Consider the following 18,883-nt stretch of genomic DNA (forward strand, 5'->3'; position numbering starts at 1 on the left):
ACCCAGGCCCGACGGACCAGTACGAGGACACCGATGTCTCACATCCGCCCCCCGGCCGCACGCGCAGACCGCCGTGAGGGCGGGCGGCACGGGCGGCCGGCCGCCCGCACCGCACCCGCGCTGCCCGAGACCCATATACGGCCCCAGCTGCTGCGTCTCGCCGTGCTGCCGCCCGTCGCCGTCGCCCTCAGCGGCTGTGCCGCCGTCCTCTTCACCGTCCGGTCCACCGGAGCCCGGCCGGGGCCGACGCTGTGGGCCGTGCTCGCCGGGGCGGTCTCGGTGACCCTCGTCGGCATCGTCGTCGCCGCGGTGGCCGCCAACCGGGCCGCCCGGTCCGTGCACGACCGCATCGGCCTCCTGCGCCGCACCACCGCACGGCGCGAGGCCGACCTGCGCGGCCTGGTCGAGTCGCTGCGCCGCGGCGACGGACCGCCGCAGCTCGGTCCACAGCCCGGTCAGCGCGGTGGTCCCGCCGAGGGCGCCGACGACTTCGAGCTCCTCGCCGCCGACCTGACCCGTGCGCACGACGCCTCCGTCACCGCCGTCGTCCAGGCCTCGCAGCTCTCCAGCCAGGCGGGCAGCGAACAGAAGCTCGAGGTGTTCGTCAACCTCGCCCGGCGCCTGCAGTCGCTGGTGCACCGCGAGATCTCCATCCTCGACGAGCTGGAGAACGAGATGGAGGACCCCGACGTGCTCAAGGGGCTCTTCCACGTCGACCACCTCGCCACCCGCATCCGCCGCCACGCCGAGAACCTCGCCGTGCTCGGCGGGGCCGTGTCCCGCCGTCAGTGGAGCAACCCGGTCTCCATGACCGAGGTGCTGCGCTCGGCCATCGCCGAGGTCGAGCAGTACTCGCGGGTCAAGCTCGTGCCGCCGATCGACGGCACCCTGCGCGGACACGCCGTGGCCGACGTCATCCACCTGCTGGCCGAACTCGTCGAGAACGCGACGGTGTTCTCCGCCCCGCAGACCCAGGTGCTGCTGCGCGCCAACCTCGTCACCTCCGGGCTCGCCGTCGAGGTCGAGGACCGTGGGCTGGGCATGCCCCTGGAGGAGCAGACGCGGATGAACGCCCTGCTCGCCGACCCGGACCAGGTGAACGTCGCCCGGCTCCTCGCGGACGGCCGCATCGGGTTGTTCGTCGTCTCGCAGCTGGCCAGGCGGCACGGCATCACCGTCCGCCTGCAGAGCAACATCTACGGCGGAGTGCAGGCGGTGCTCGTGGTGCCGCAGGCCCTGCTCGGCGCGGAGGCGGGCGCGCCCGGAGGTGCTGGGCAGCCGCAGAGCGAGGCGGGCGGCACGGATCGTCCGGCCGTACCGCTGCGGGAGGCCCGGCAGCACGGGCAGTCCGCGGTCGGGGGAGGAGACGGAGCCGGGCCCGTGTCAGGGGCCTCGGCGGTGTACGGATTCCCGTCCGGGGCTGATACCGCGTCCCAAGCACCGCCGTCGGCCGCGCCCGCCGCATCCCGGGCGCACCGGCAGGAGGCCGAACCGGCCTCGGGCGCAAGCCCGCGGAGCGGCCGGCCCGCGCCCCTGCCCGTGCGCGGGACCCATCGGGAGCGGCCCAACCCGGCCGACGCGAGGCCCGGTATCAGCCCCGGCGACCGGCGCATCCTCGCCGAGAACGTGACCACGCCGCCCACCCCGCGCAACGGCGCTGTGCGCGGCACCATGGGCAAGCCCCAACTGCCCCGCCGCCGCGCCCAGGAGCACATCGCACCCCAGCTGCGCGACGGTCCGACGCCGCGCCAGGACTCCGACCACCTCGTCGGCCACGACCCCGGCCTGATGGCGGCCTTCCAGCGTGGCATCAGCCTCGCCGAGGCCCAACAGCACATGGAGGCCGGGAACATGGAGTGGGGCGACATGGAGCAGTCGACGCGCATGGAGTCGTCGACGCACATCGAGCCCGGCCACATGGAGCCGACGCACACGGAGTCGACGCACATGGAGTCGACACACGTGGGGTCCGCACATGTGAAGCCGCCCCGCAGGGAGCCCGCACGCAGGGATCCCGCACACAGGGACCCGATCCCCATGGAGCCGGTGCACACCGAGTCCCTCCCCACTGTGGACGCAGCCCGTATAACCGAGGCGCGCGGCGTCCGGGACGGTGTGACCGCGTCCCGCCCCGACCACACCACCACCCGGCACGACGGGAGCGCACCCGCCGGATGACCACCCCTGTTTCCACCCCCACTCCCAGCGCTCCCGCAGACCTTCGTACCCCAAGGAGTCGATCCATCATGGCGAGCGATGCGCCGACCGCCCATGTTTCCGATCTCGACTGGCTGATGAGCGGCCTCGTGCAGCGCGTACCGCACACGTCGGCCGCGGTGCTCCTGTCCTGCGACGGGCTCGTGAAGTCCGTGCACGGCCTCGACCCGGACAGCGCCGACCACATGGCCGCCCTGGCCTCGGGCCTGTACTCCCTCGGTCGCAGCGCCGGCGTGCGCTTCGGCGACGGCGGCGACGTCCGGCAGGTCGTGGTCGAACTCGCCTCGACCCTGCTGTTCGTCACTACCGCCGGCTCCGGCACCTGTCTCGCCGTGCTCGCCGGTCGCGAGGCCGACGCGGCCGTCCTCGGCTACGAGATGGCGATGCTGGTCAAGAGCGTCCGCCCGTACCTGGTCACCGCTCCCCGCCAGCAGTCCGTCGAATCCCCGGCGATGAGGTCTTGAGCGTGGCGGCGGCCGGTGACGGGCCCTGGCTCGACGACGCGGCCGGGCGGCTGGTGCGCCCGTTCACGGTCAGCAACGGCCGCACCCGTCCCACCGTCGCGCTCGACCTGATGTCGCAGGTGATGGCCACCGGGGCGACCCCCCTCGGCTACCTCGGCCCCGAGCACGCGCAGGCACTCGAGCGGTGCAGTGTGCCCGTCGCCGTCGCGGAGGTCGCCGCCCATCTGAAGCTGCCGGTGGCCGTCACCAAGGTGCTGCTGGCGGACCTCGTCGACTGCGCGGCGCTCACCACCAAGCCCCCCGCGTTCCACCACAACCCGACGGACCGGGCCCTTCTGGAGGCAGTGCTCGATGGACTACGACGACAGCTCTGACTACGCCGACGGTTCCGGCCACGGCGGCGACCCGTTCCCCACCGCCCTCAAGATCCTCGTGGCGGGCGGGTTCGGCGTGGGCAAGACGACCTTCGTCGGCGCGGTCAGTGAGATCGCGCCGCTCAGCACGGAGGAGCTGCTCACCACCGTCAGCGCCGCGACCGACAACCTCGACGGCATCGAGAACAAGGTCGAGACGACCGTGGCCATGGACTTCGGCCGCATCACGCTCGACCCGAAACACGTGCTGTACCTGTTCGGCACCCCCGGCCAGGAACGGTTCTGGTTCATGTGGGACGAGTTGTGCGAGGGCGCGCTCGGGGGGGTCATCCTCGCCGACACCCGCCGCCTCCAGGAGTGTTTCGCGGCCGTCGACTTCTTCGAACAGCGCGGCCTCGGCTTCATCATCGCCGTCAACGAGTTCGACGGCGCCTACCGTTACGACCCGGAGGAAGTGCGCGTGGCCCTCGACCTCTCCGAGGAGATCCCCGTCGTGTGCTGCGACGCCCGGATCTCCAGCTCCGGGGTCCAGACCCTGCTGACCCTCGTGCGCCACCTCATCGCCCATACGTCGGCCCCCACCACGGGGTATGGCGCCCACATGTGATCGCCCAACACCCGTCAGGGAGCCCGTATATGACACATGCCCACAGTCCGGGAGGACGCCCATGAGCTACGACCCGCCGCGCCCGGCCGGTCGTCTGCTGCTCACACCCGAGGACAAGGAGGCCCCCGCCAGAGCCGGCCGACTGCGCCTGCTGGGTCTGGGGGAGCGCCCCGAACCCGCACTCGACGCCTTCGCGCACGGCCTCGCCGAGCTCACCGGGGCGCCGTACGCCATGGTCAACTTCCCGGACGAGCGGGGCCAGTTCTACGCAGGTCTGTGTGTTCCGACCGTCGCGCCGGTGGTGCGGAGCGACGGCACCAGCCACACGGTGGGCCGTACTCTGCCCCGCGACCATGGTTTCTGCCCCCATGTGGTGGCGCGACGCAAGGCCCTGGTCCTGGATGACGTCCACGACTATCCGCGGTTCGCGGGCAATCCGGTGGTCGACGAGTTCGGTATCCGCTCCTATCTGGGAGCACCGCTCATCGACGGTACGGGCCTGGTACTGGGCACGGTCAGCGTCGCCGACGTCGGGCCCCGGCCGTGGGGGAAGCCGGGCCTGACCGCCATCAAGGAACACGCCGCGCAGCTCGTCGTACAGCTGGAGGGCTGGGACGGCCGGCTGCCCTACTGATACGCCCGCCCCGGATCTCCGCAGCGCACCCAGGGGGCGTGAAGGAAAGCTGAGGCGGCGCTTAAGAAAACCTCGATGGACCGGTGTGGCGGGCGTACGGCAGATTGCTGTGCGATCCCACTCCTCACCCGGCCCCAGGGGCTCCTTCGGCGTACCCGGAGCCGGGACTCACCCTCAGGAGCCGTAGCGGTGAAGGCGCTGGTCAAACAGAAGGCGGAGCCCGGCCTGTGGCTCGCGGACGTCCCGGAGCCAGCCGTCGGGCCCGGTGACGTACTGATCAAGGTGCTGCGCACCGGTATCTGCGGCACCGACCTGCACATCAGGTCCTGGGACGGCTGGGCGCAGCAGGCGATCCGCACCCCGCTCGTGGTCGGGCACGAGTTCGTCGGCGAGGTCGTGGAGACCGGACGGGACGTCACCGACATCGGCATCGGTGACCGGGTGAGCGGCGAGGGCCACCTGGTGTGCGGCAAGTGCCGCAACTGCCTGGCCGGCCGCCGTCACCTGTGCCGCGCCACCATAGGTCTGGGGGTGGGCCGGGACGGGGCGTTCGCCGAGTACGTCGTCCTGCCCGCCGCCAACGTCTGGGTGCACCGGGTGCCCGTCGACCTCGACGTCGCCGCGATCTTCGACCCGTTCGGCAACGCCGTGCACACCGCGCTGTCGTTCCCGCTCGTCGGCGAGGACGTGCTGATCACCGGCGCGGGCCCGATCGGCCTGATGGCCGCCGCCGTGGCCCGGCACGCCGGAGCCCGCAACGTCATGATCACCGACGTCAGCGAGGAGCGGCTGGAACTGGCCCGCAAGATCGGTGTCAGCCTCGCGCTCAATGTCGCGGGTGCCAACGTCGCCGACGGGCAGCGCACGCTCGGCCTGCGCGAGGGCTTCGACATCGGACTGGAGATGTCCGGCCGCCCCGAGGCGATGCGGGACATGATCGCCAACATGACGCACGGCGGCCGGATCGCGATGCTCGGCCTGCCCGCGCAGGAGTTCCCCGTCGACTGGGCCCGGATCGTCACCTCGATGATCACCGTCAAGGGCATCTACGGCCGCGAGATGTTCGAGACCTGGTACGCGATGTCCGTGCTGCTGGAAGGCGGCCTCGACCTCGCGCCCGTGATCACCGGCCGGTACGGCTTCCGCGACTTCGAGGCGGCGTTCGCCGATGCGGCGAGCGGCCGCGGCGGCAAGGTCATCCTCGACTGGACCGCGTAACTCCCCCTCACCGCAAAGCACTTCAGGAGCCCCTCATGTTCGATTCCGTGCGCGACGACCTACGCGCCACCCTCGACGAGATCCGCGCCGCCGGCCTGCACAAGCCCGAGCGCGTGATCGGCACCCCGCAGTCCGCCACCGTGAGCGTCACCGCGGGCGGCCGCCCCGGCGAGGTCCTCAACTTCTGCGCCAACAACTACCTCGGCCTCGCCGACCACCCCGAGGTCGTCGCCGCCGCCCACGAGGCCCTGGACCGCTGGGGCTACGGCATGGCCTCCGTCCGCTTCATCTGCGGCACCCAGGAGGTGCACAAGGAACTGGAGGCACGGCTGTCGGCGTTCCTCGGCCAGGAGGACACGATCCTGTACTCCTCCTGCTTCGACGCCAACGGCGGCGTGTTCGAGACGCTGCTCGGACCTCAGGACGCGGTGATCTCCGACGCGCTGAACCACGCGTCGATCATCGACGGCATCCGGCTGTCCAAGGCCCGCCGCCTGCGGTACGCCAACCGCGATCTGGCCGAGCTGGAGGCCCGGCTGAAGGAGGCCTCCGACGCGCGTCGCCGGCTGATCGTCACCGACGGCGTCTTCTCCATGGACGGCTACGTCGCCCCGCTGCGCGAGATCTGCGACCTCGCCGACCGCTACGACGCGATGGTCATGGTCGACGACTCGCACGCCGTCGGCTTCGTCGGCCCCGGCGGCCGCGGCACGCCCGAGCTGCACGGCGTCATGGACCGGGTCGACATCATCACCGGCACCCTCGGCAAGGCGCTCGGCGGAGCCTCGGGCGGTTACGTCGCGGCCCGCGCCGAGATCGTCGCCCTGCTGCGCCAGCGCTCCCGGCCCTACCTCTTCTCGAACACGCTCGCCCCGGTGATCGCGGCGGCCTCCCTGAAGGTGCTCGACCTGCTGGAGTCGGCGGACGACCTGCGCGTCCGGCTCGCCGAGAACACGGCCCTGTTCCGCAGCCGGATGACCGAGGAGGGCTTCGACGTCCTGCCCGGTGACCACCCCATCGCCCCGGTGATGATCGGGGACGCGGCGGTCGCCGGGCGCATGGCGGAGCTGCTGCTGGAGCGCGGCGTGTACGTGATCGGCTTCTCGTACCCGGTCGTGCCGCAGGACCAGGCCCGGATCCGCGTCCAGCTGTCGGCCGCGCACTCGACGCAGGACGTCAACCGCGCGGTCGACGCCTTCGTGGCGGCACGGGCGGAGCTGGCCGGCTGAGAAACACCGGCGACCTGAGAGAATCGATCGCATGATCGAGGCGCGGCGGCTCCACATCCTCCGTGCGGTGGCAGACCACCGCACGGTGACGGCGGCTGCCGCCGCGCTGTACCTGACCCCGTCGGCCGTGTCCCAGCAACTCGCCGCGCTGGAGCAGGAGACCGGGCACCGGCTCGTCGAGCGCGGCGCCAAGGGCGTACGCCTCACCCCGGCCGGCGAGATCCTGCTCAGCCACACCAACGCGGTCCTCGCCCAACTGGAGCGGGCCGAGGCCGAGCTGGCCGCCTACGGCTCGGGAGCGGCCGGCACCGTCACGGTCGCCTCCTTCGCGACCGGCATCGCCCTGGTCGTGGCGCCCGCGGTGGCCCGCCTCGCCGAGTCGGCGCCCGGGATCCGCATCCGAGTCCAGGACGCCGAGGGCGACGCCAGCCTGCCGATGGTGCTGGACCGGCAGGTCGATGTCGCCGTCGCCGTCGAGTACCGGGGCGCCCCGCCCGCCGACGACCCGCGACTGACCCACGTGCCGCTGTACGCCGAGCCCTTCGACGCGGTCGTGCCGGTCACGCACCGTCTGGCCGGCGCGGCGGAGGTCCCGCTCGCCGAACTGGCCAAGGACGCGTGGATCGGCCCGTACCCCGGCAACCCCTGTCACGACGTGGTGGTCCTGGCCTGCGAGAACGCCGGCTTCCAGCCTCGCATGGAGCACTCCTCGGACGACTTCCGCGCGGTCGTCGCCCTGTCCTCCGCCGACGCGGGCGTCGCCCTCGTGCCGCGCTCGGCGCTGCGCGGCATGGACCTCGCCGGGGTGGTCGTCCGCCCCGTCGACGGCACGGCGCCCACCCGGCGGGTCTTCGCCGCCGTACGCCGGGGAGCCGAGGAGCATCCCCTGATCCGTCCGGTGCTGGACGCGCTCGGAGCGGCGGCCCAGGTGTGAGGATTCGTTAACGCGGTCGTCTCGTATCCGGGATAGCTTCCCATATATGAGAAGTGACGACACGGACGCGGTCGACGTCCGGCTGGGCGCCCGCCTGGCCGAGCTGCGGACCGAACACGGCTATTCGCTGGGCGAGTTGGCCGACCGCAGCGGAGTGAGCCGCTCCACCCTGTCCCGGGCCGAGCGGGCGGAGATCAGCCCCACGGCCTCCCTCCTGAACCGCCTGTGTGCCGTCTACGGGCGCACCATGTCCCAACTGCTCAGCGAGGTCGAGGCCGAGCCGGCGCCGGTGCTGCGGGCCGCCGACCAGCCCGTCTGGCAGGACCAGGCCTCCGGCTTCGTACGGCGATCCGTGTCACCGCCGCACGCCGCCCTGCGCGGCGAACTCGTCGAGGGACGCCTCGCGCCCGGCGCCGACATCGCCTACGACCGTCCGCCCGTCACCGGCCTTGAGCAGCACATCTGGGTCCTGGAAGGGGCCCTCGACGTGACCGCGCAGGACACCGAACACCACCTCGGCGCCGGCGACTGCCTGCGCATGCGCGTGTGGGGCCCGACCCGGTTCCGCTGCGCCGCTCCCGAGGGCGTGCGGTATCTGCTGGCGGTGGTGCGGCCGTGATCCGTCTGGACGACACTCAACTGCTCCGGAGCGCCGCGGCGTTGGCGGATCTGTTGACCGACACCGTGAACGGCGGTGCCTCGGTCGGCTTCCTCGCCCCGCTCGACCGCGCGGAGGCGCTCGCCTGGTGGGAGGAACGGGCCGTCGATGTGGCCGCGGGACGGCTCGCCGTGTGGGCGGCGCACGACGGGGAGCGGGTGCTGGGCACCGTGAGCCTGGCCTTCCCCGGCAAGCCGAACAGCCGTCACCGCGCCGAACTCGTCAAGCTCATGGTGCACCGGGACGCCCGCGGCCGTGGCCTCGGACGCAGGCTCCTGGCCACGGCGGAGGGCGCTGCCACCGAGGCCGGCGTCACCCTGTTGCACCTGGACACCGAGACCGGCAGCCCCGCCGAGCAGCTGTACCGGTCCGCCGGCTGGACCGCGATCGGCGCGATCCCCGACTACGCGGCGAGCCCCGGCGGAGAGCTGCGACCGACGACGATCTACTACAAGCACGTACCGGCAACCACTCTCACCAGGTGATTGTCAGTGGCAGCGGATACCGTGCCTGCCATGCCGGATGCCGAACACGTACGACGTATCGCTCTGTCCCTGCCGGACACGACGGAGAAGATCGCCTGGAGCATGCCCACGTTCCGGGTCGCGGGAAAGATGTTCGCCACGCTGCCGGAGGACGAGACATCCATCGCCGTGCGCTGCCCCAAGGAGGAGCGGGACGAACTGGTGCTCGCCGAGCCGGGGAAGTTCTGGATCGCCGACCACGAGGCGCAGTTCGCCTGGGTGCGGGCCCGGCTCGACGCGCTGGAGGACGAGGGCGAGCTGCGGGACATCCTGGCCGACTCCTGGCGCCAGGCCGCCCCGACCCGGCTCCTGGAGGCACACCCCCGGCTGGGCCTCGCGGCGGGGGCGTGACCTCCTGCGGGTCTCACGCGGGAGCCGCCGCCCCGACGAAGCTCCCGATGCGCTCCCGCAACGACCGGGCGTCCAGGCCGTGGGCGGCGACATGCTCCGCCACCTGCCCGTACCGCCGCAGCTCGCGACGGCCCACGCCCAGCCCCAGCACCCGGTGCGGCACCTCGGACAGCGCGTCGTTCGCGGCGGCCGCCGAGGTGCCCGCCAGGTAGGGCTCGACGAGGACGACGTCCGTCCCGGCCGCCCGGGTGGCCCGGCGCAGGGCGGCCCCGTCGAAGGGGCGGACGGTGGTCGCGTACAGGACCGTGACGTCGAGGCCCTCCGTGGCGGCGAGCACCGTGTCGAGCGTCGGCCCGACGGCGACCACGACACCGGAGCGCCCCTCCCGGACCGTGCGGAAACGCTCCCCGTCGACGGGCAGCGCCTGCCCGTTGGACTGCACGGACAGCCGCACGTACACCTTGTCGTCGCCCGCGGCGACCGCGTGCCGCAGCAGCGTCTCGGCCTCGTCCGGGTGGCCCGGCACATGGACGGTCCAGCCGTCCAGGGTGTCGAGCAGCGCCACGTCGCCCGGCGCCATGTGGGTGTAGCCGCCCGCCGGCCAGTCGAAGGACGCGGCGGCACTCACCAGCACCGCGCCCAGGTCCTGGTGCCCGAGATCCAGTTTGACCTGCTCGAAGGGCCGCTCGACGAGAAAGCTGGCGAAGGTGTGCACGACGGGCCGCAGCCCGGTCAGCGCCAGCCCCGCCGCCGCCCCGACCATGAGCTGCTCGCGGATGCCGACGTTGACGACCCGGTCGGGGTGGTGACGGGCGGCCTCGGCGAAGCCGTCCCTGCCGATCTCGGCGAGGACCACGGCGACGCGGGGATCCTCGTCGAGCAGCCGGGAGACGACAGGGGCGAAACGGTCACGCATGGTGTCCATGGAGTTCTGGTTCCTTTCCGGCAGGGAGGTCAGGCGGACTTCGGCTCGACCCGGGCCACGACCACGTGCGGGCGGCCCGGGTGCGGTGCGGTGAAGGCGGCGTACAACGCCTCGTGGTCACGGCCGTCGACGGTCAGCGCGGACCAGCCCGCCGCCTCGAAGCGGGCGGCGATCCCGCCGGGCCGCGCGTACGTCGCGGAGGAGTTGTCGACGACGACGGTGTGCAGCCGGTCGAGCCCGGCGGGCCCGGCGAAGGCGATCGCCTCGTGGTTGCTGCCCTCGTCCAGCTCGGCGTCCCCGATCAGCGCCCACACCCGCGGCTCGTCGAGCCCCTGGGCGCGCAGCCCCAGTGCCGTACCGACGGCGATCGGCAGCCCGTGCCCGAGCGATCCGCTGCCGATCTCGGCCCCCGGCACGAGCGTGCGGTCGGGGTGATGGCCGAGCGGGGAGTCGTACGAGCCGAAGCCGGGCAGCCACTCCACCGGCACAAAGCCCTTGGCGGCCAGCACGGCGTAGTACGCCATCGGCCCGTGCCCCTTCGACAGCAGGAACCGGTCCCGCTCCGGATCGGCCATCCGCCCCGGGCTCACCCGCAGCACCCGGTCGTACAGCACCCACAGCACGTCCAGCGTCGACGTCGCGGCCGGGCCGTGCTTCTCGTCGCCGGTCATCAGGCCCATGAGTCCCGGCAGGTCGGCGTACGTGTGTGTCATGTCCGTCGCGTTCGTCATGTGCACGAGCGTGCAACCTCAACCAATGTTGAGGTCAAGCGACGGACGCCCGGAAACGGATGCGCGATCACCGGCGCGAGTGCGGTATTGTTTCCCTGCGCGTTCGGCCAGGGGAATTCCCAGGTCAGACGGGCAGCGGGACGTGGCGCAGCTTGGTAGCGCACTTGACTGGGGGTCAAGGGGTCGCAGGTTCAAATCCTGTCGTCCCGACTGGAGAAAGTCGCAGGCAAGGGCCGGTTTCGGAGTCATCCGAAACCGGCCCTTGATCATTCTTGGGTACCAGTTGGGGACCGGACCGTCGTCCTTGACCGAGGTCAGCGGGTCACGACGATCGGGCTCGGCAGCGAGCGCGGTGTGACCAGGTCATTCGGGTGTGCTGGAGGTCATGGTCACTGGCGCATGATTGATGCTTAAAGCAAGCCCTCGCGGCGGAATGGGCTCAGAACATGGTGTTTTCGTTGAGGGCGGTCTCCGGCACGTCCTGGACGGAGTCCCAGTGCTCGAGGATCTTGCCGTGCTTGCCGACGCGGAAGATGTCCACCACGGCCTGGCCGCGGTCCTCGGGGCTGAGGCGGTAGTGGGCGTGGATGGCCACGAGGTCGCCTTCGGCGATGACGCGCTTGCGTTCCACGATCAGGTTCGGGAACTGCTGGAAGAAGTTGGTGAACTGCTCGCGCAGGCCGGCCGAGCCGTTGGGGATGGTGGGGTTGTGCTGGTAGTACTCCGGCGTCAGGTACCTGACCGCGTCGGGGTTCTTGTCGACGAGGAGTGTGTCGAAGTAGGCGGTCGCCACCTTCTGGCTGAAGGGGGTCATCCAGCGGGGGCCGGGCTGGTTCGTGCGTGGCTGACTGACTGTGCCGAACATGTCGTTGCCGTTGACGGTGGTCTCCGGTACCTCCTGGACCACGTCCCAGTGCTCGGCGATCATGCCCTTCTTGTCGAAGCGGAAGATGTCGACCACGGACGAACCGCGGGTGCCGGGCTGGAAGACCGGGTTGGAGTGCACCATGACCAGGTCGCCCTGGGCGAGGACACGCTTGACGTTGTACACGTGGTCCGGGAACTGCGCGGTCCAGTCGCGGATGAAGTTCTTGATCGCCTCCCGGCCGTCGGGGGCCATCGGGTTGTGCTGGATGTAGTCCGCGCGGATGTACTGGTCGGCGACCTTGAGGTTGCCTTCCTCGAAGAGCTGCCTGAGCACGTGGACGGCGACGCGCTTGTTGCGCTCCTCGGTGTAGGGGTTCCCCTGCCGGGAGTCCGTGACGGTCAGGGAGGAGGAGGGCGCGGACGCCGTGGCGGCGGGCGCGAACCCGGCCATGGATCCGACGGTTGCCGCGGCCAGCAGAGCGGCGACGGTCCTCTTGGACAAGTGGGTGTTGCTCATGACGGTGTTCTCCAATGCGGTACTGCGATGGGAAAGGTGGATTACGCGGGGGTGAAGGCGAGGAGGAACTCGACGGTCCCTTCGTCCTCGACGGTGATCCCGCCGAAGTTCGGTGCGTCGATGCCGTAGTCGGCGAAGGTGATGGGGATCGAGCCGTTCGCGCGGAAGCCGCCGGCTGTGCGCTGCGCGTTGAGGTCGAAGGTGACGGGGTTCGTCTCGCCGTGGACGGTCAGATTCCCCGTTGCCTCGCCGGTGACTTGTTCGTTCACGTCCGGCACCGAGCCGAAGTCAACGGGCTCGGTGAGCTCGAAGGTGGCGCTGGGGTACCGCTCGGTGTTCATGACCCGGCCGCGGAACTGGCTGTCGCGCTGGTCGGAGTCGCTCCGCACCGAGGCCAGGTCGACGGTGAAGGTCCCGCTGACAGCCCGGGTGCCCTCGATCTCCAGCTCTCCGGTGACCTGGTCGGTGCGGCCCACGGCCGTGGTGTTCTGGCCGAAGAGCACCTCGTCGACGCGGTAGCCGGCCTGCGAACCGTTCCCGACCCGCCAGCTGCCCTCGACGCTCTGGCCCGCCTGATCGCCGGAGCCGGAGGTGCTCTCCGGTGCGGCCGGTGGACTCTCGAGTGACAGCGCGGCTGCTGGGCCGTCCTGGATGTAGTTGATGTAGACGTACGGGCCTCCGGCGCCCACGAGGGCGGCGGCTGCGCCGACGATCAGCCAGCGCTTCCAGCGTCTGGGTGTGGTGCGTGCCATTGGTTCCTCCGAGAGCTGGATAATCGAGTAGATAATCTTGAAGTTTCAAGCAATGGGCCAGAAGTCGCCCGGCCCATGAATGCCATGGGGTCAGCGGTGGGCGGCGAGGGAGACGTGCTCCCGGTCGGCCCAGGCCGCCAGCTTGCGCGCGCAGTGGTCCTGGACCAGCTCGATCGGCGGTCTGCCGAAGGACACCCGCAGCGGCGGGTTCTCGGCGTCCACGATGGTCAGCAGCGCGGGTCCGACGGCCTTCGGGTCGCCCATGTCGGACAGGTCCAGGCCCTCGGCCAGGGCTTGGCGGACGCCGTCGTAGAGGGGGTTGGGCTCGGAGTTCCCCGCAGGGGCACCGGGCCAGTCGGTGGGGTAGGGGCCGGGCCCGACCAGGGTGACCTTGTCGACGAACGAGCGGCCGAAGCCGTGGGACGAGCCGGTGACGACGGCGCGGCGGCCGGTGAGATCCGTGCCCGCGATGACCTCGGCGGCCGTGGATCCGGTGTGGCAGGGCGTGGTGATGTGTGTGCTCGTGGTCATGTCGGCACGTACTCCCGGCTTGCTACGATCAAAAATCGGAGGCTCCTCCGCTTTGCTTGAACTTTAAACGGAGCCGCCTCCGATTGTCCAGAGGAAGGAATGCTGTGACCGGCAACACACGCGGACTGCGTGCCGACGCGCGGCGTAACCGGCAACGCCTGCTCGACGTCGCCGTACGCGCCTTCTCCGAGCAGGGCACGGACGCTTCGCTGGAGGCCATCGCCAGAGAGGCAGGTGTGGGCATCGGCACGCTGTACCGGCACTTCCCCACCCGGGAGGCACTGCTCGAGGCCGCCTACCGCAACGAGGTCGCGAGGGTCTGCGACAGCGCCGAGGTACTGCTGGCGCAGTACCCGCCCGACATGGCGATGCGGGTGTGGATGGACCGGTTCATCGACTATCTGGCCACCAAGCAGGGCATGGCGGACGCGTTGAAAGCCGTCATCGCCTCCGGCGACTCGGACCCGTTCGCCGAGAGCCTGGACCGGATCAGCTCGGCCATCAGCACGCTGCTGAAGGCCGGGGCCGAGGCGGGCGTCCTACGCTCCGACGTCGACCCTCTCGACGTCGGCTTCAGCCTCGGCGGCATCCTGCTGATCACCACCGACAAGGGGCTGCGCGACCGCGCGAGCCGCATGCTCGATCTGCTCCTCGACGGACTCCGCTACCGCGCCGGCTGAACTGGAGACCTCATACGACTGGGCGTACACATCACCCGCTTCGGCCACCCCGGCGGTCCGGCCGCCCGCGGGTCCGAGCCGGCCGCGGCGGGCGGGGCCGCGGAGGAGGCCGGCGTCAGCCGGCTCTCCGTCATGGACCACTACTTCCACCTGGAGGCGTACGGGCTCACCGCGGGCGAGCCCATGCTGGAGGGCTACACCACCCTCGGCCATCTCGCGGCCCACACCTCGACGACCCGGCTCGGCCTGTACGACACCACGCCGGGCATCCTCGCCGACGCTGTTCCGGCGGTCCCCGTCGGCGACCCCTTCCCGGTCACCGTCGTCGGGCCGATGGCCGGCGAGCGGCATGCGGAGAACGTCGAGCGCTTCGTGAAAGCGGCCGTCGAGGACGGCGGCCGCATCGTCGTCGGCGGTGAGCGCGTGGAACTCAACGTCGGTTACTACTACAAGCCCACCGTCATCGCCGGCCTGGACAGCGACGCCCGCAGCGCAGACCGTGGTCGGTGCTCAGGTCCGAAGAGGGAATGGGCGGTGAGGTCGGCGCGGGACCGAGACGGTGGACTGCGGCGGTGGACCGCCCTCGACGGCCCCGGCTCCTGCTTGAGCGGCGTCACTTTGCAGGAAGGCGAGCCCGCAGCTATCGTCATGCTCAACAATGCGACTAGGTGCCTAGTTGTTTATGGCAGTGTGCCACTTCCATCAGCAGCGTTGACGAGAGGCGGTCGGCCCCGTGTCGAGCAGTGGGTATCTGCGCTATGTCGCCCTGGGTGACAGTCATACCGAGGGGGTCGGGGACGGCGACGACGTCCGTGGTCTTCGGGGCTGGGCGGACCGGCTCGCCGAGCAGGTCGCCCGCCACAGCCCCGGCCTGCTCTACGCCAACCTCGCGGTGCGCGGCCGTAAGGCCGGTCAGGTGCGCGCCGAGCAGCTCGCTCCGGCTCTCGCGATGCGGCCCGACCTCGCCACCGTGGTGGCTGGGGTCAACGACGTGTTGCGCCCGAGCTGCGACCTCGATGAGGTGGCCGGCCATGTTGAGGCGATGTTCGCCGCCCTCACCGCCCAGGGCGCCACCGTCGCGACCCTCATGTTTCCCGACGTCGGGCGCATCACGCCGTTGTCCCGCCCCATCGGTCACCGTGTTCTCGCACTCAACGCGCGCATCCGGGAGGCCGCCGACCGCCACGGCGTGGTGGTGGCGGAGACGGCCGCGCACGCGGCGGCGACCGATCCGCGGTTGTGGAGTGCTGACCGGCTGCACGCCGGCCCGCTGGGACACGCGCGCATCGCGGCTGCCGTGGCCCAGGCGCTCGGTCTGCCGGGCAGCGACGACAAGTGGACCCTTCCCCTTCCGGCCGCGGGGACGGACATCTCTGTCTGGAGGACCGTGGGTGCCGAACTGCGCTGGGCCGGCACCTTCCTCGGCCCTTGGGTCGGCCGCCGCCTGCGTGGCCGCTCCTCCGGCGACGGCCGCCAGGCCAAGCGGCCGGCGCTGCTTCCGGTGGCCGCGTCCGCCGGGGACACCTCCCCAGCAGTGTGATGCTCTGGCTTGCGACGACGCCGGCGGCTCCTCGTGCTGAACTGCTCTTCACCGGCCGGGAGCTGGAAATGAGTGACATCCGTCCCTTCGCGTCCTGCGCGCGAAGCGTCTACGGATCGTCAACGACGTGGTCCCAGGCGTCGTGGCACTGCTGTTCACCGTGTTCTACGTCGGTGCCGACATCGCCCCCGCCAGTCACCTCCACGGGACTGCATCGCAATCCCGCCGACAAGGAACCGCAGCCGGTCCTCGCTCGGACATCTGCCGAAGACCCCTGAGAGGCCGGGTTGCTCACGACCGTCCAGATACTCACTTTGTTGACTGACTGTGTGGGTGGGACCGCCGCAGTCAGCCGTCGGCCCGGAGCGCGGCCGTGCGCTGTTCGAGCCTGCGCAGCGCCATGTCCCCCCACTGGAGGTTCTCCCGCTCGAACGACATTCCGCGCAGCAGGGTGAGATACGGGCCGATGCGCTCGGCCTCGGCGAAGTACGCCTCCTCCGAGCGCCCGTCGAGCAGACGCTGCCGGAGTCTCTCGTAGCGGGCCAGCTTGGCGGTGGCCCACTCCATGCGCTCGGCGATGGCAGTTCGGACCGCTTCCATGTCGCCCGCGTCCAGGCACTGCACCTTGACAAGCAACTCGTCCCGGATCACCGCCGGTTTACCCAAGGGCTCGGCGGTGTAGGCGTGGACGGCCTTCCGTCCGGCCTCCGTCAAGGAGAACAGTCGCTTGTTAGGGCGGCGCTCCTGCTCGACGACGCGGGCCGTGACGAGTCCTTCGGCCTCCATGCGATCCAGCTCCCGGTAGAGCTGCTGAGGCGTCGACATCCAGAAGTTGGCGACCGTCGCGTCGAACGCTTTCGCGAGGTCGTACCCGGACGCCTCGCCCTCCAACAGCGCGGCCATCACCGCGTTCCGCAAAGCCATGGATGCACGCTAGCACCGCTGTGATTAGTCAACAAGGTGACTAATAGTCGCCCTTTCCCTATAGATACGCCATGCCGGGCCCTCTAATCTCCACCGCATATATTCGGATTGTTGCATATCCGAGGGTAGGCTCATGCATCCCTTCCGCAAGGCCGTCGAGAGCGACGACCTGGAGGCCGTGGCCGCTCTGCTGGCCGATGACGTCCTTGACCAGCCCCGTCACCTTCAAGCCGTACCCGGCCAAGGCCATCACCGCCGCGATCCTGCGCTGCGTGTCCGGGTCTTCGAGGACTTCACCCACATCCGTGAGATCGCCAACCTCGACGGCCGCGATCACGCCTTCGTCTTCACCGCCACCGTCGTCGGCAAGCAGCTCCAGGGATGCGACTTCTGCACTTCGACGATGACGGGAAGAGCGACGATTTCAAACGAGGCCGCTTCGAGTTCGAGACGGCGCTGCACCAGCTGTCCGGAGTCGGCCTGGATGGCCAGCCGTACACGCTGCGCGGGCTGTTCGAGAAGCTGGGCTGCCCGCCGACTGGGCCGCCGTGGACGCCCTGGAGGGCGCCTTCCCCAGCAACCGCGCCCGCGTCGAGCGCTTCTTCACACTCGCCGAGGACGTGACGGAGCCGTCACGGCACACGACCTCGACGCCCGGATGCTCGCGCAGCCAAGCTTCCAGCGTGTCGGCGGTGCGGTCGGGCAGCACGTCGATCCGCTCATATGTCTCGGCGTCGATCACCACGGTGGCGCAGCGGTGCCGCCGGCGCAGAGCGAAGTCGTCGACGCCGATCACGCGGGGCGTCCGCCCGGTGGGCAACGGGATGCGCAGCAGGGCGCGCAAGGCCGTGTGCGAGACAGGACCGCCGCGAGTATCGCCGGCAAACGAGCTCCCGCCCGGCCCGCCAACTCCTTGACCATAGCCTTGACTTGCCTGGTCAGACGGGCCGTGCGTCGCTGGTGACGCTCAAACACTCCGGGCATCTGCTCGCGGAAGGTCATCCGGGCGGTGGAGGCGTCTCCGCCGCGGTACCAGTGGTCGCCCCGGAGGCTGGCCTGGTCGCCTTGACGGAGGCGGCCGTGCCCTCGAAAGCGGTCGTGTCTCCTAGTCGTGGCGTCGACACGTTTCAGGCAAATACCCTTGGTCCCTACCCCTGGGGGTCTAGGGGTCTAGGGGTCGCAGGTAATCCTGTCGTTTCCGGGTCAGCCGCCACCGTCCAGGTCACTGCGCCGGCGCAGCACCTCCAGTTCGTGAGCGCGCAGCTCCATCTCGTACAGCTTCCCGTGGGCGTTCTCGAAGGGCCGGTGGAGGATCATCATCAGGCGGCCGTCGAAGGTGTGGAACAGCATGCCGTGGCCGCTGTCGTCGCGGACCAGCGGCCGGTGCTGCTGCCACCGGCCCCGGATGTCCCCGGATCTCGATACGGCGTACGTCTGCACGTAGCCGCCGCTGACGGTGCCGTCCTGGCCGGCCGTGTGCTTCTCGTAGGTCGACCACAGCATGAGCAGGGACCCGTCAGGGGTGCGGTACAGCTGGGGGCCGTCGGTGATGTAGGGCGGCAGCTGGTGCGGCACTCCCGCGGGGATCTGCTCGGCGGTCCAGGGTGCGTCGGAGGCCTTGAAGAGGTAGACGGGGTCGCCGACCGCCCGGGACAGGTCGGGGGCCAGCCGGATCGCCTCCATCGTTCCGTCGACCGTCTGGAGCCACTCGTGCGCGTACACCATCCAGGGCTGCCCGTGCGGGTCGACGTACAGCGTGCCGTCGAGGGTCATGAGGTGCTCGGGCGGGACGGGGCGCGCCGGGTCCAGCACGGTGAACGGGCCGAGCAGCGAGTCGGAGACGGCCGTGACCGTGCCGCGCATATGGGTCGGGGTCCGGAACGGGACACCCCACTGGTTGGGTGGTGGGACCGAGAGCGGCCGGTCCTCGTTGTGCAGCGTGGTGAAGAGGTAGTACCTGCCGTTCCAGGCGTGCACCTCCGGCGCCCACGCGCCGTCCGTCGCCCAGATGCCCTCCTGCTCTGCGGTCAGGAACACTACGACGGGGCGCGTCCAGTCGCGCAGGTCGTGGCTGCGGTAGACCATCGTGCCGGTGCCGTCCACGCCCGATACGGAGGGGTCGTTCGACGTGTAGAGGTGGTAGGTACGGGTCTCGCCGTCGGCGACGACGAACGGATCGTGCAGCGGCATGTCGGGAAGCCGCATC

Annotated in this window: 20 protein-coding genes, 1 tRNA gene and 3 pseudogenes; 16 read left to right on the forward strand and 8 right to left on the reverse strand. The window is 70.7% G+C overall.

The features are described from left to right. The first annotated feature begins 33 nt into the window (after positions 1-33). The 11 genes from PV963_RS38920 (at position 34) to PV963_RS38970 (ending at position 9,210) form a co-directional block, all read left to right on the forward strand. A complete protein-coding gene (locus tag PV963_RS38920; protein WP_274821144.1) occupies positions 34-2,178 on the forward strand; it encodes a sensor histidine kinase in 2,145 nt (714 codons plus the stop codon). Positions 2,179-2,246: 68 nt separating this feature from the next. Next, the gene (locus PV963_RS38925) at positions 2,247-2,681 is read left to right on the forward strand and encodes a roadblock/LC7 domain-containing protein (protein ID WP_274821145.1); all 435 of its coding nucleotides are present in this window, start codon (positions 2,247-2,249) and stop codon (positions 2,679-2,681) included. A gap of 2 nt (positions 2,682-2,683) precedes the next feature. Then, positions 2,684-3,055: a DUF742 domain-containing protein gene (locus PV963_RS38930; RefSeq protein ID WP_274821146.1), complete on the forward strand. Its 372-nt coding sequence runs from the start codon at positions 2,684-2,686 to the stop codon at positions 3,053-3,055. Next, entirely contained in the window at positions 3,033-3,662 is a 630-nt protein-coding gene (locus tag PV963_RS38935) for a GTP-binding protein (RefSeq protein WP_274821147.1), read from the forward strand. The genes PV963_RS38930 and PV963_RS38935 overlap by 23 nt, the downstream gene beginning before the upstream one ends. A 61-nt stretch (positions 3,663-3,723) precedes the next feature. Beyond that, positions 3,724-4,296 (forward strand): GAF domain-containing protein, encoded by a 573-nt coding sequence (locus tag PV963_RS38940; RefSeq protein WP_274821148.1) that lies wholly within the window; start codon positions 3,724-3,726, stop codon positions 4,294-4,296. Between the two features lie 189 nt (positions 4,297-4,485). Continuing rightward, complete coding sequence (gene tdh, locus PV963_RS38945) at positions 4,486-5,514, forward strand: L-threonine 3-dehydrogenase (RefSeq protein ID WP_274821149.1); 1,029 nt, start codon at positions 4,486-4,488, stop codon at positions 5,512-5,514. A gap of 35 nt (positions 5,515-5,549) precedes the next feature. Continuing rightward, complete coding sequence (locus tag PV963_RS38950; RefSeq protein ID WP_274821150.1) at positions 5,550-6,743, forward strand: glycine C-acetyltransferase; 1,194 nt, start codon at positions 5,550-5,552, stop codon at positions 6,741-6,743. Between the two features lie 31 nt (positions 6,744-6,774). Then, positions 6,775-7,677, forward strand: a complete 903-nt coding sequence (locus PV963_RS38955; RefSeq protein WP_274821151.1) for a LysR family transcriptional regulator — start codon at positions 6,775-6,777, stop codon at positions 7,675-7,677. A 46-nt stretch (positions 7,678-7,723) separates the two neighbouring features. Continuing rightward, positions 7,724-8,296: a helix-turn-helix domain-containing protein gene (locus PV963_RS38960; RefSeq protein WP_274821152.1), complete on the forward strand. Its 573-nt coding sequence runs from the start codon at positions 7,724-7,726 to the stop codon at positions 8,294-8,296. Continuing rightward, a complete protein-coding gene (locus PV963_RS38965; protein WP_274821153.1) occupies positions 8,293-8,820 on the forward strand; it encodes a GNAT family N-acetyltransferase in 528 nt (175 codons plus the stop codon). Before PV963_RS38960 ends, PV963_RS38965 begins: the two co-directional genes overlap by 4 nt. A 30-nt stretch (positions 8,821-8,850) precedes the next feature. After that, positions 8,851-9,210, forward strand: coding sequence for an MmcQ/YjbR family DNA-binding protein (locus PV963_RS38970; protein ID WP_274821154.1), 360 nt, complete (start codon positions 8,851-8,853; stop codon positions 9,208-9,210). 13 nt (positions 9,211-9,223) lie between these two features. Here the strand turns inward: PV963_RS38970 and PV963_RS38975 are convergent, their stop codons facing one another. Together PV963_RS38975 and PV963_RS38980 are read right to left on the reverse strand one after the other, a co-directional pair. Continuing rightward, positions 9,224-10,135 carry a transketolase family protein gene (locus tag PV963_RS38975; RefSeq protein WP_274821155.1) on the reverse strand — a complete coding sequence of 304 codons (912 nt, stop codon included), beginning with the start codon at positions 10,133-10,135 and terminating at the stop codon, positions 9,224-9,226. 29 nt (positions 10,136-10,164) lie between these two features. After that, the gene (locus tag PV963_RS38980; protein WP_274821156.1) at positions 10,165-10,866 is read right to left on the reverse strand and encodes a transketolase; all 702 of its coding nucleotides are present in this window, start codon (positions 10,864-10,866) and stop codon (positions 10,165-10,167) included. Between the two features lie 136 nt (positions 10,867-11,002). Here PV963_RS38980 and PV963_RS38985 point away from each other — a divergent pair. Next, positions 11,003-11,076: transfer RNA gene (locus PV963_RS38985), tRNA-Pro, on the forward strand. 229 nt (positions 11,077-11,305) lie between these two features. On the opposite strand, the gene PV963_RS38990 is transcribed toward PV963_RS38985, so the two are convergent. From PV963_RS38990 to PV963_RS39000, 3 genes are all read right to left on the reverse strand, one after another. Next, positions 11,306-12,250 carry a nuclear transport factor 2 family protein gene (locus tag PV963_RS38990; RefSeq protein WP_274821157.1) on the reverse strand — a complete coding sequence of 315 codons (945 nt, stop codon included), beginning with the start codon at positions 12,248-12,250 and terminating at the stop codon, positions 11,306-11,308. Between the two features lie 41 nt (positions 12,251-12,291). Continuing rightward, the gene (locus tag PV963_RS38995) at positions 12,292-13,002 is read right to left on the reverse strand and encodes a YceI family protein (RefSeq protein ID WP_274821158.1); all 711 of its coding nucleotides are present in this window, start codon (positions 13,000-13,002) and stop codon (positions 12,292-12,294) included. A gap of 90 nt (positions 13,003-13,092) precedes the next feature. Then, positions 13,093-13,533: a hypothetical protein gene (locus PV963_RS39000; RefSeq protein WP_274821159.1), complete on the reverse strand. Its 441-nt coding sequence runs from the start codon at positions 13,531-13,533 to the stop codon at positions 13,093-13,095. Between the two features lie 104 nt (positions 13,534-13,637). Between PV963_RS39000 and PV963_RS39005 the strand changes: the two genes are divergently transcribed. From PV963_RS39005 to PV963_RS39020, 3 genes and pseudogenes are all read left to right on the forward strand, one after another. Beyond that, entirely contained in the window at positions 13,638-14,213 is a 576-nt protein-coding gene (locus PV963_RS39005) for a TetR/AcrR family transcriptional regulator (protein ID WP_274821160.1), read from the forward strand. Positions 14,214-14,459: 246 nt separating this feature from the next. Continuing rightward, positions 14,460-14,702: pseudogene (locus PV963_RS39015) on the forward strand (aldehyde dehydrogenase family protein); the annotation flags it as partial. A 244-nt stretch (positions 14,703-14,946) separates the two neighbouring features. Continuing rightward, positions 14,947-15,753: an SGNH/GDSL hydrolase family protein gene (locus tag PV963_RS39020; RefSeq protein WP_274821161.1), complete on the forward strand. Its 807-nt coding sequence runs from the start codon at positions 14,947-14,949 to the stop codon at positions 15,751-15,753. Positions 15,754-16,101: 348 nt separating this feature from the next. Here PV963_RS39020 and PV963_RS39025 read toward each other — a convergent pair whose 3' ends face one another. Then, positions 16,102-16,677, reverse strand: coding sequence for a PadR family transcriptional regulator (locus PV963_RS39025; RefSeq protein WP_184991248.1), 576 nt, complete (start codon positions 16,675-16,677; stop codon positions 16,102-16,104). Between the two features lie 133 nt (positions 16,678-16,810). Here PV963_RS39025 and PV963_RS39030 point away from each other — a divergent pair. Then, positions 16,811-17,103 (forward strand): annotated as a pseudogene (locus PV963_RS39030) (nuclear transport factor 2 family protein); the annotation flags it as partial. A gap of 172 nt (positions 17,104-17,275) precedes the next feature. Here the strand turns inward: PV963_RS39030 and PV963_RS39035 are convergent. Beyond that, positions 17,276-17,682 (reverse strand): annotated as a pseudogene (locus PV963_RS39035) (transposase); the annotation flags it as partial. A 198-nt stretch (positions 17,683-17,880) separates the two neighbouring features. Next, positions 17,881-18,882 carry a glycoside hydrolase family 43 protein gene (locus tag PV963_RS39040; RefSeq protein WP_274821162.1) on the reverse strand — a complete coding sequence of 334 codons (1,002 nt, stop codon included), beginning with the start codon at positions 18,880-18,882 and terminating at the stop codon, positions 17,881-17,883. Between the last annotated feature and the right edge of the window lies 1 nt (position 18,883).

The organism is Streptomyces coeruleorubidus (genome assembly GCF_028885415.1).
GTDB classification, from domain to species: Bacteria; Actinomycetota; Actinomycetes; order Streptomycetales; family Streptomycetaceae; genus Streptomyces; species Streptomyces coeruleorubidus_A.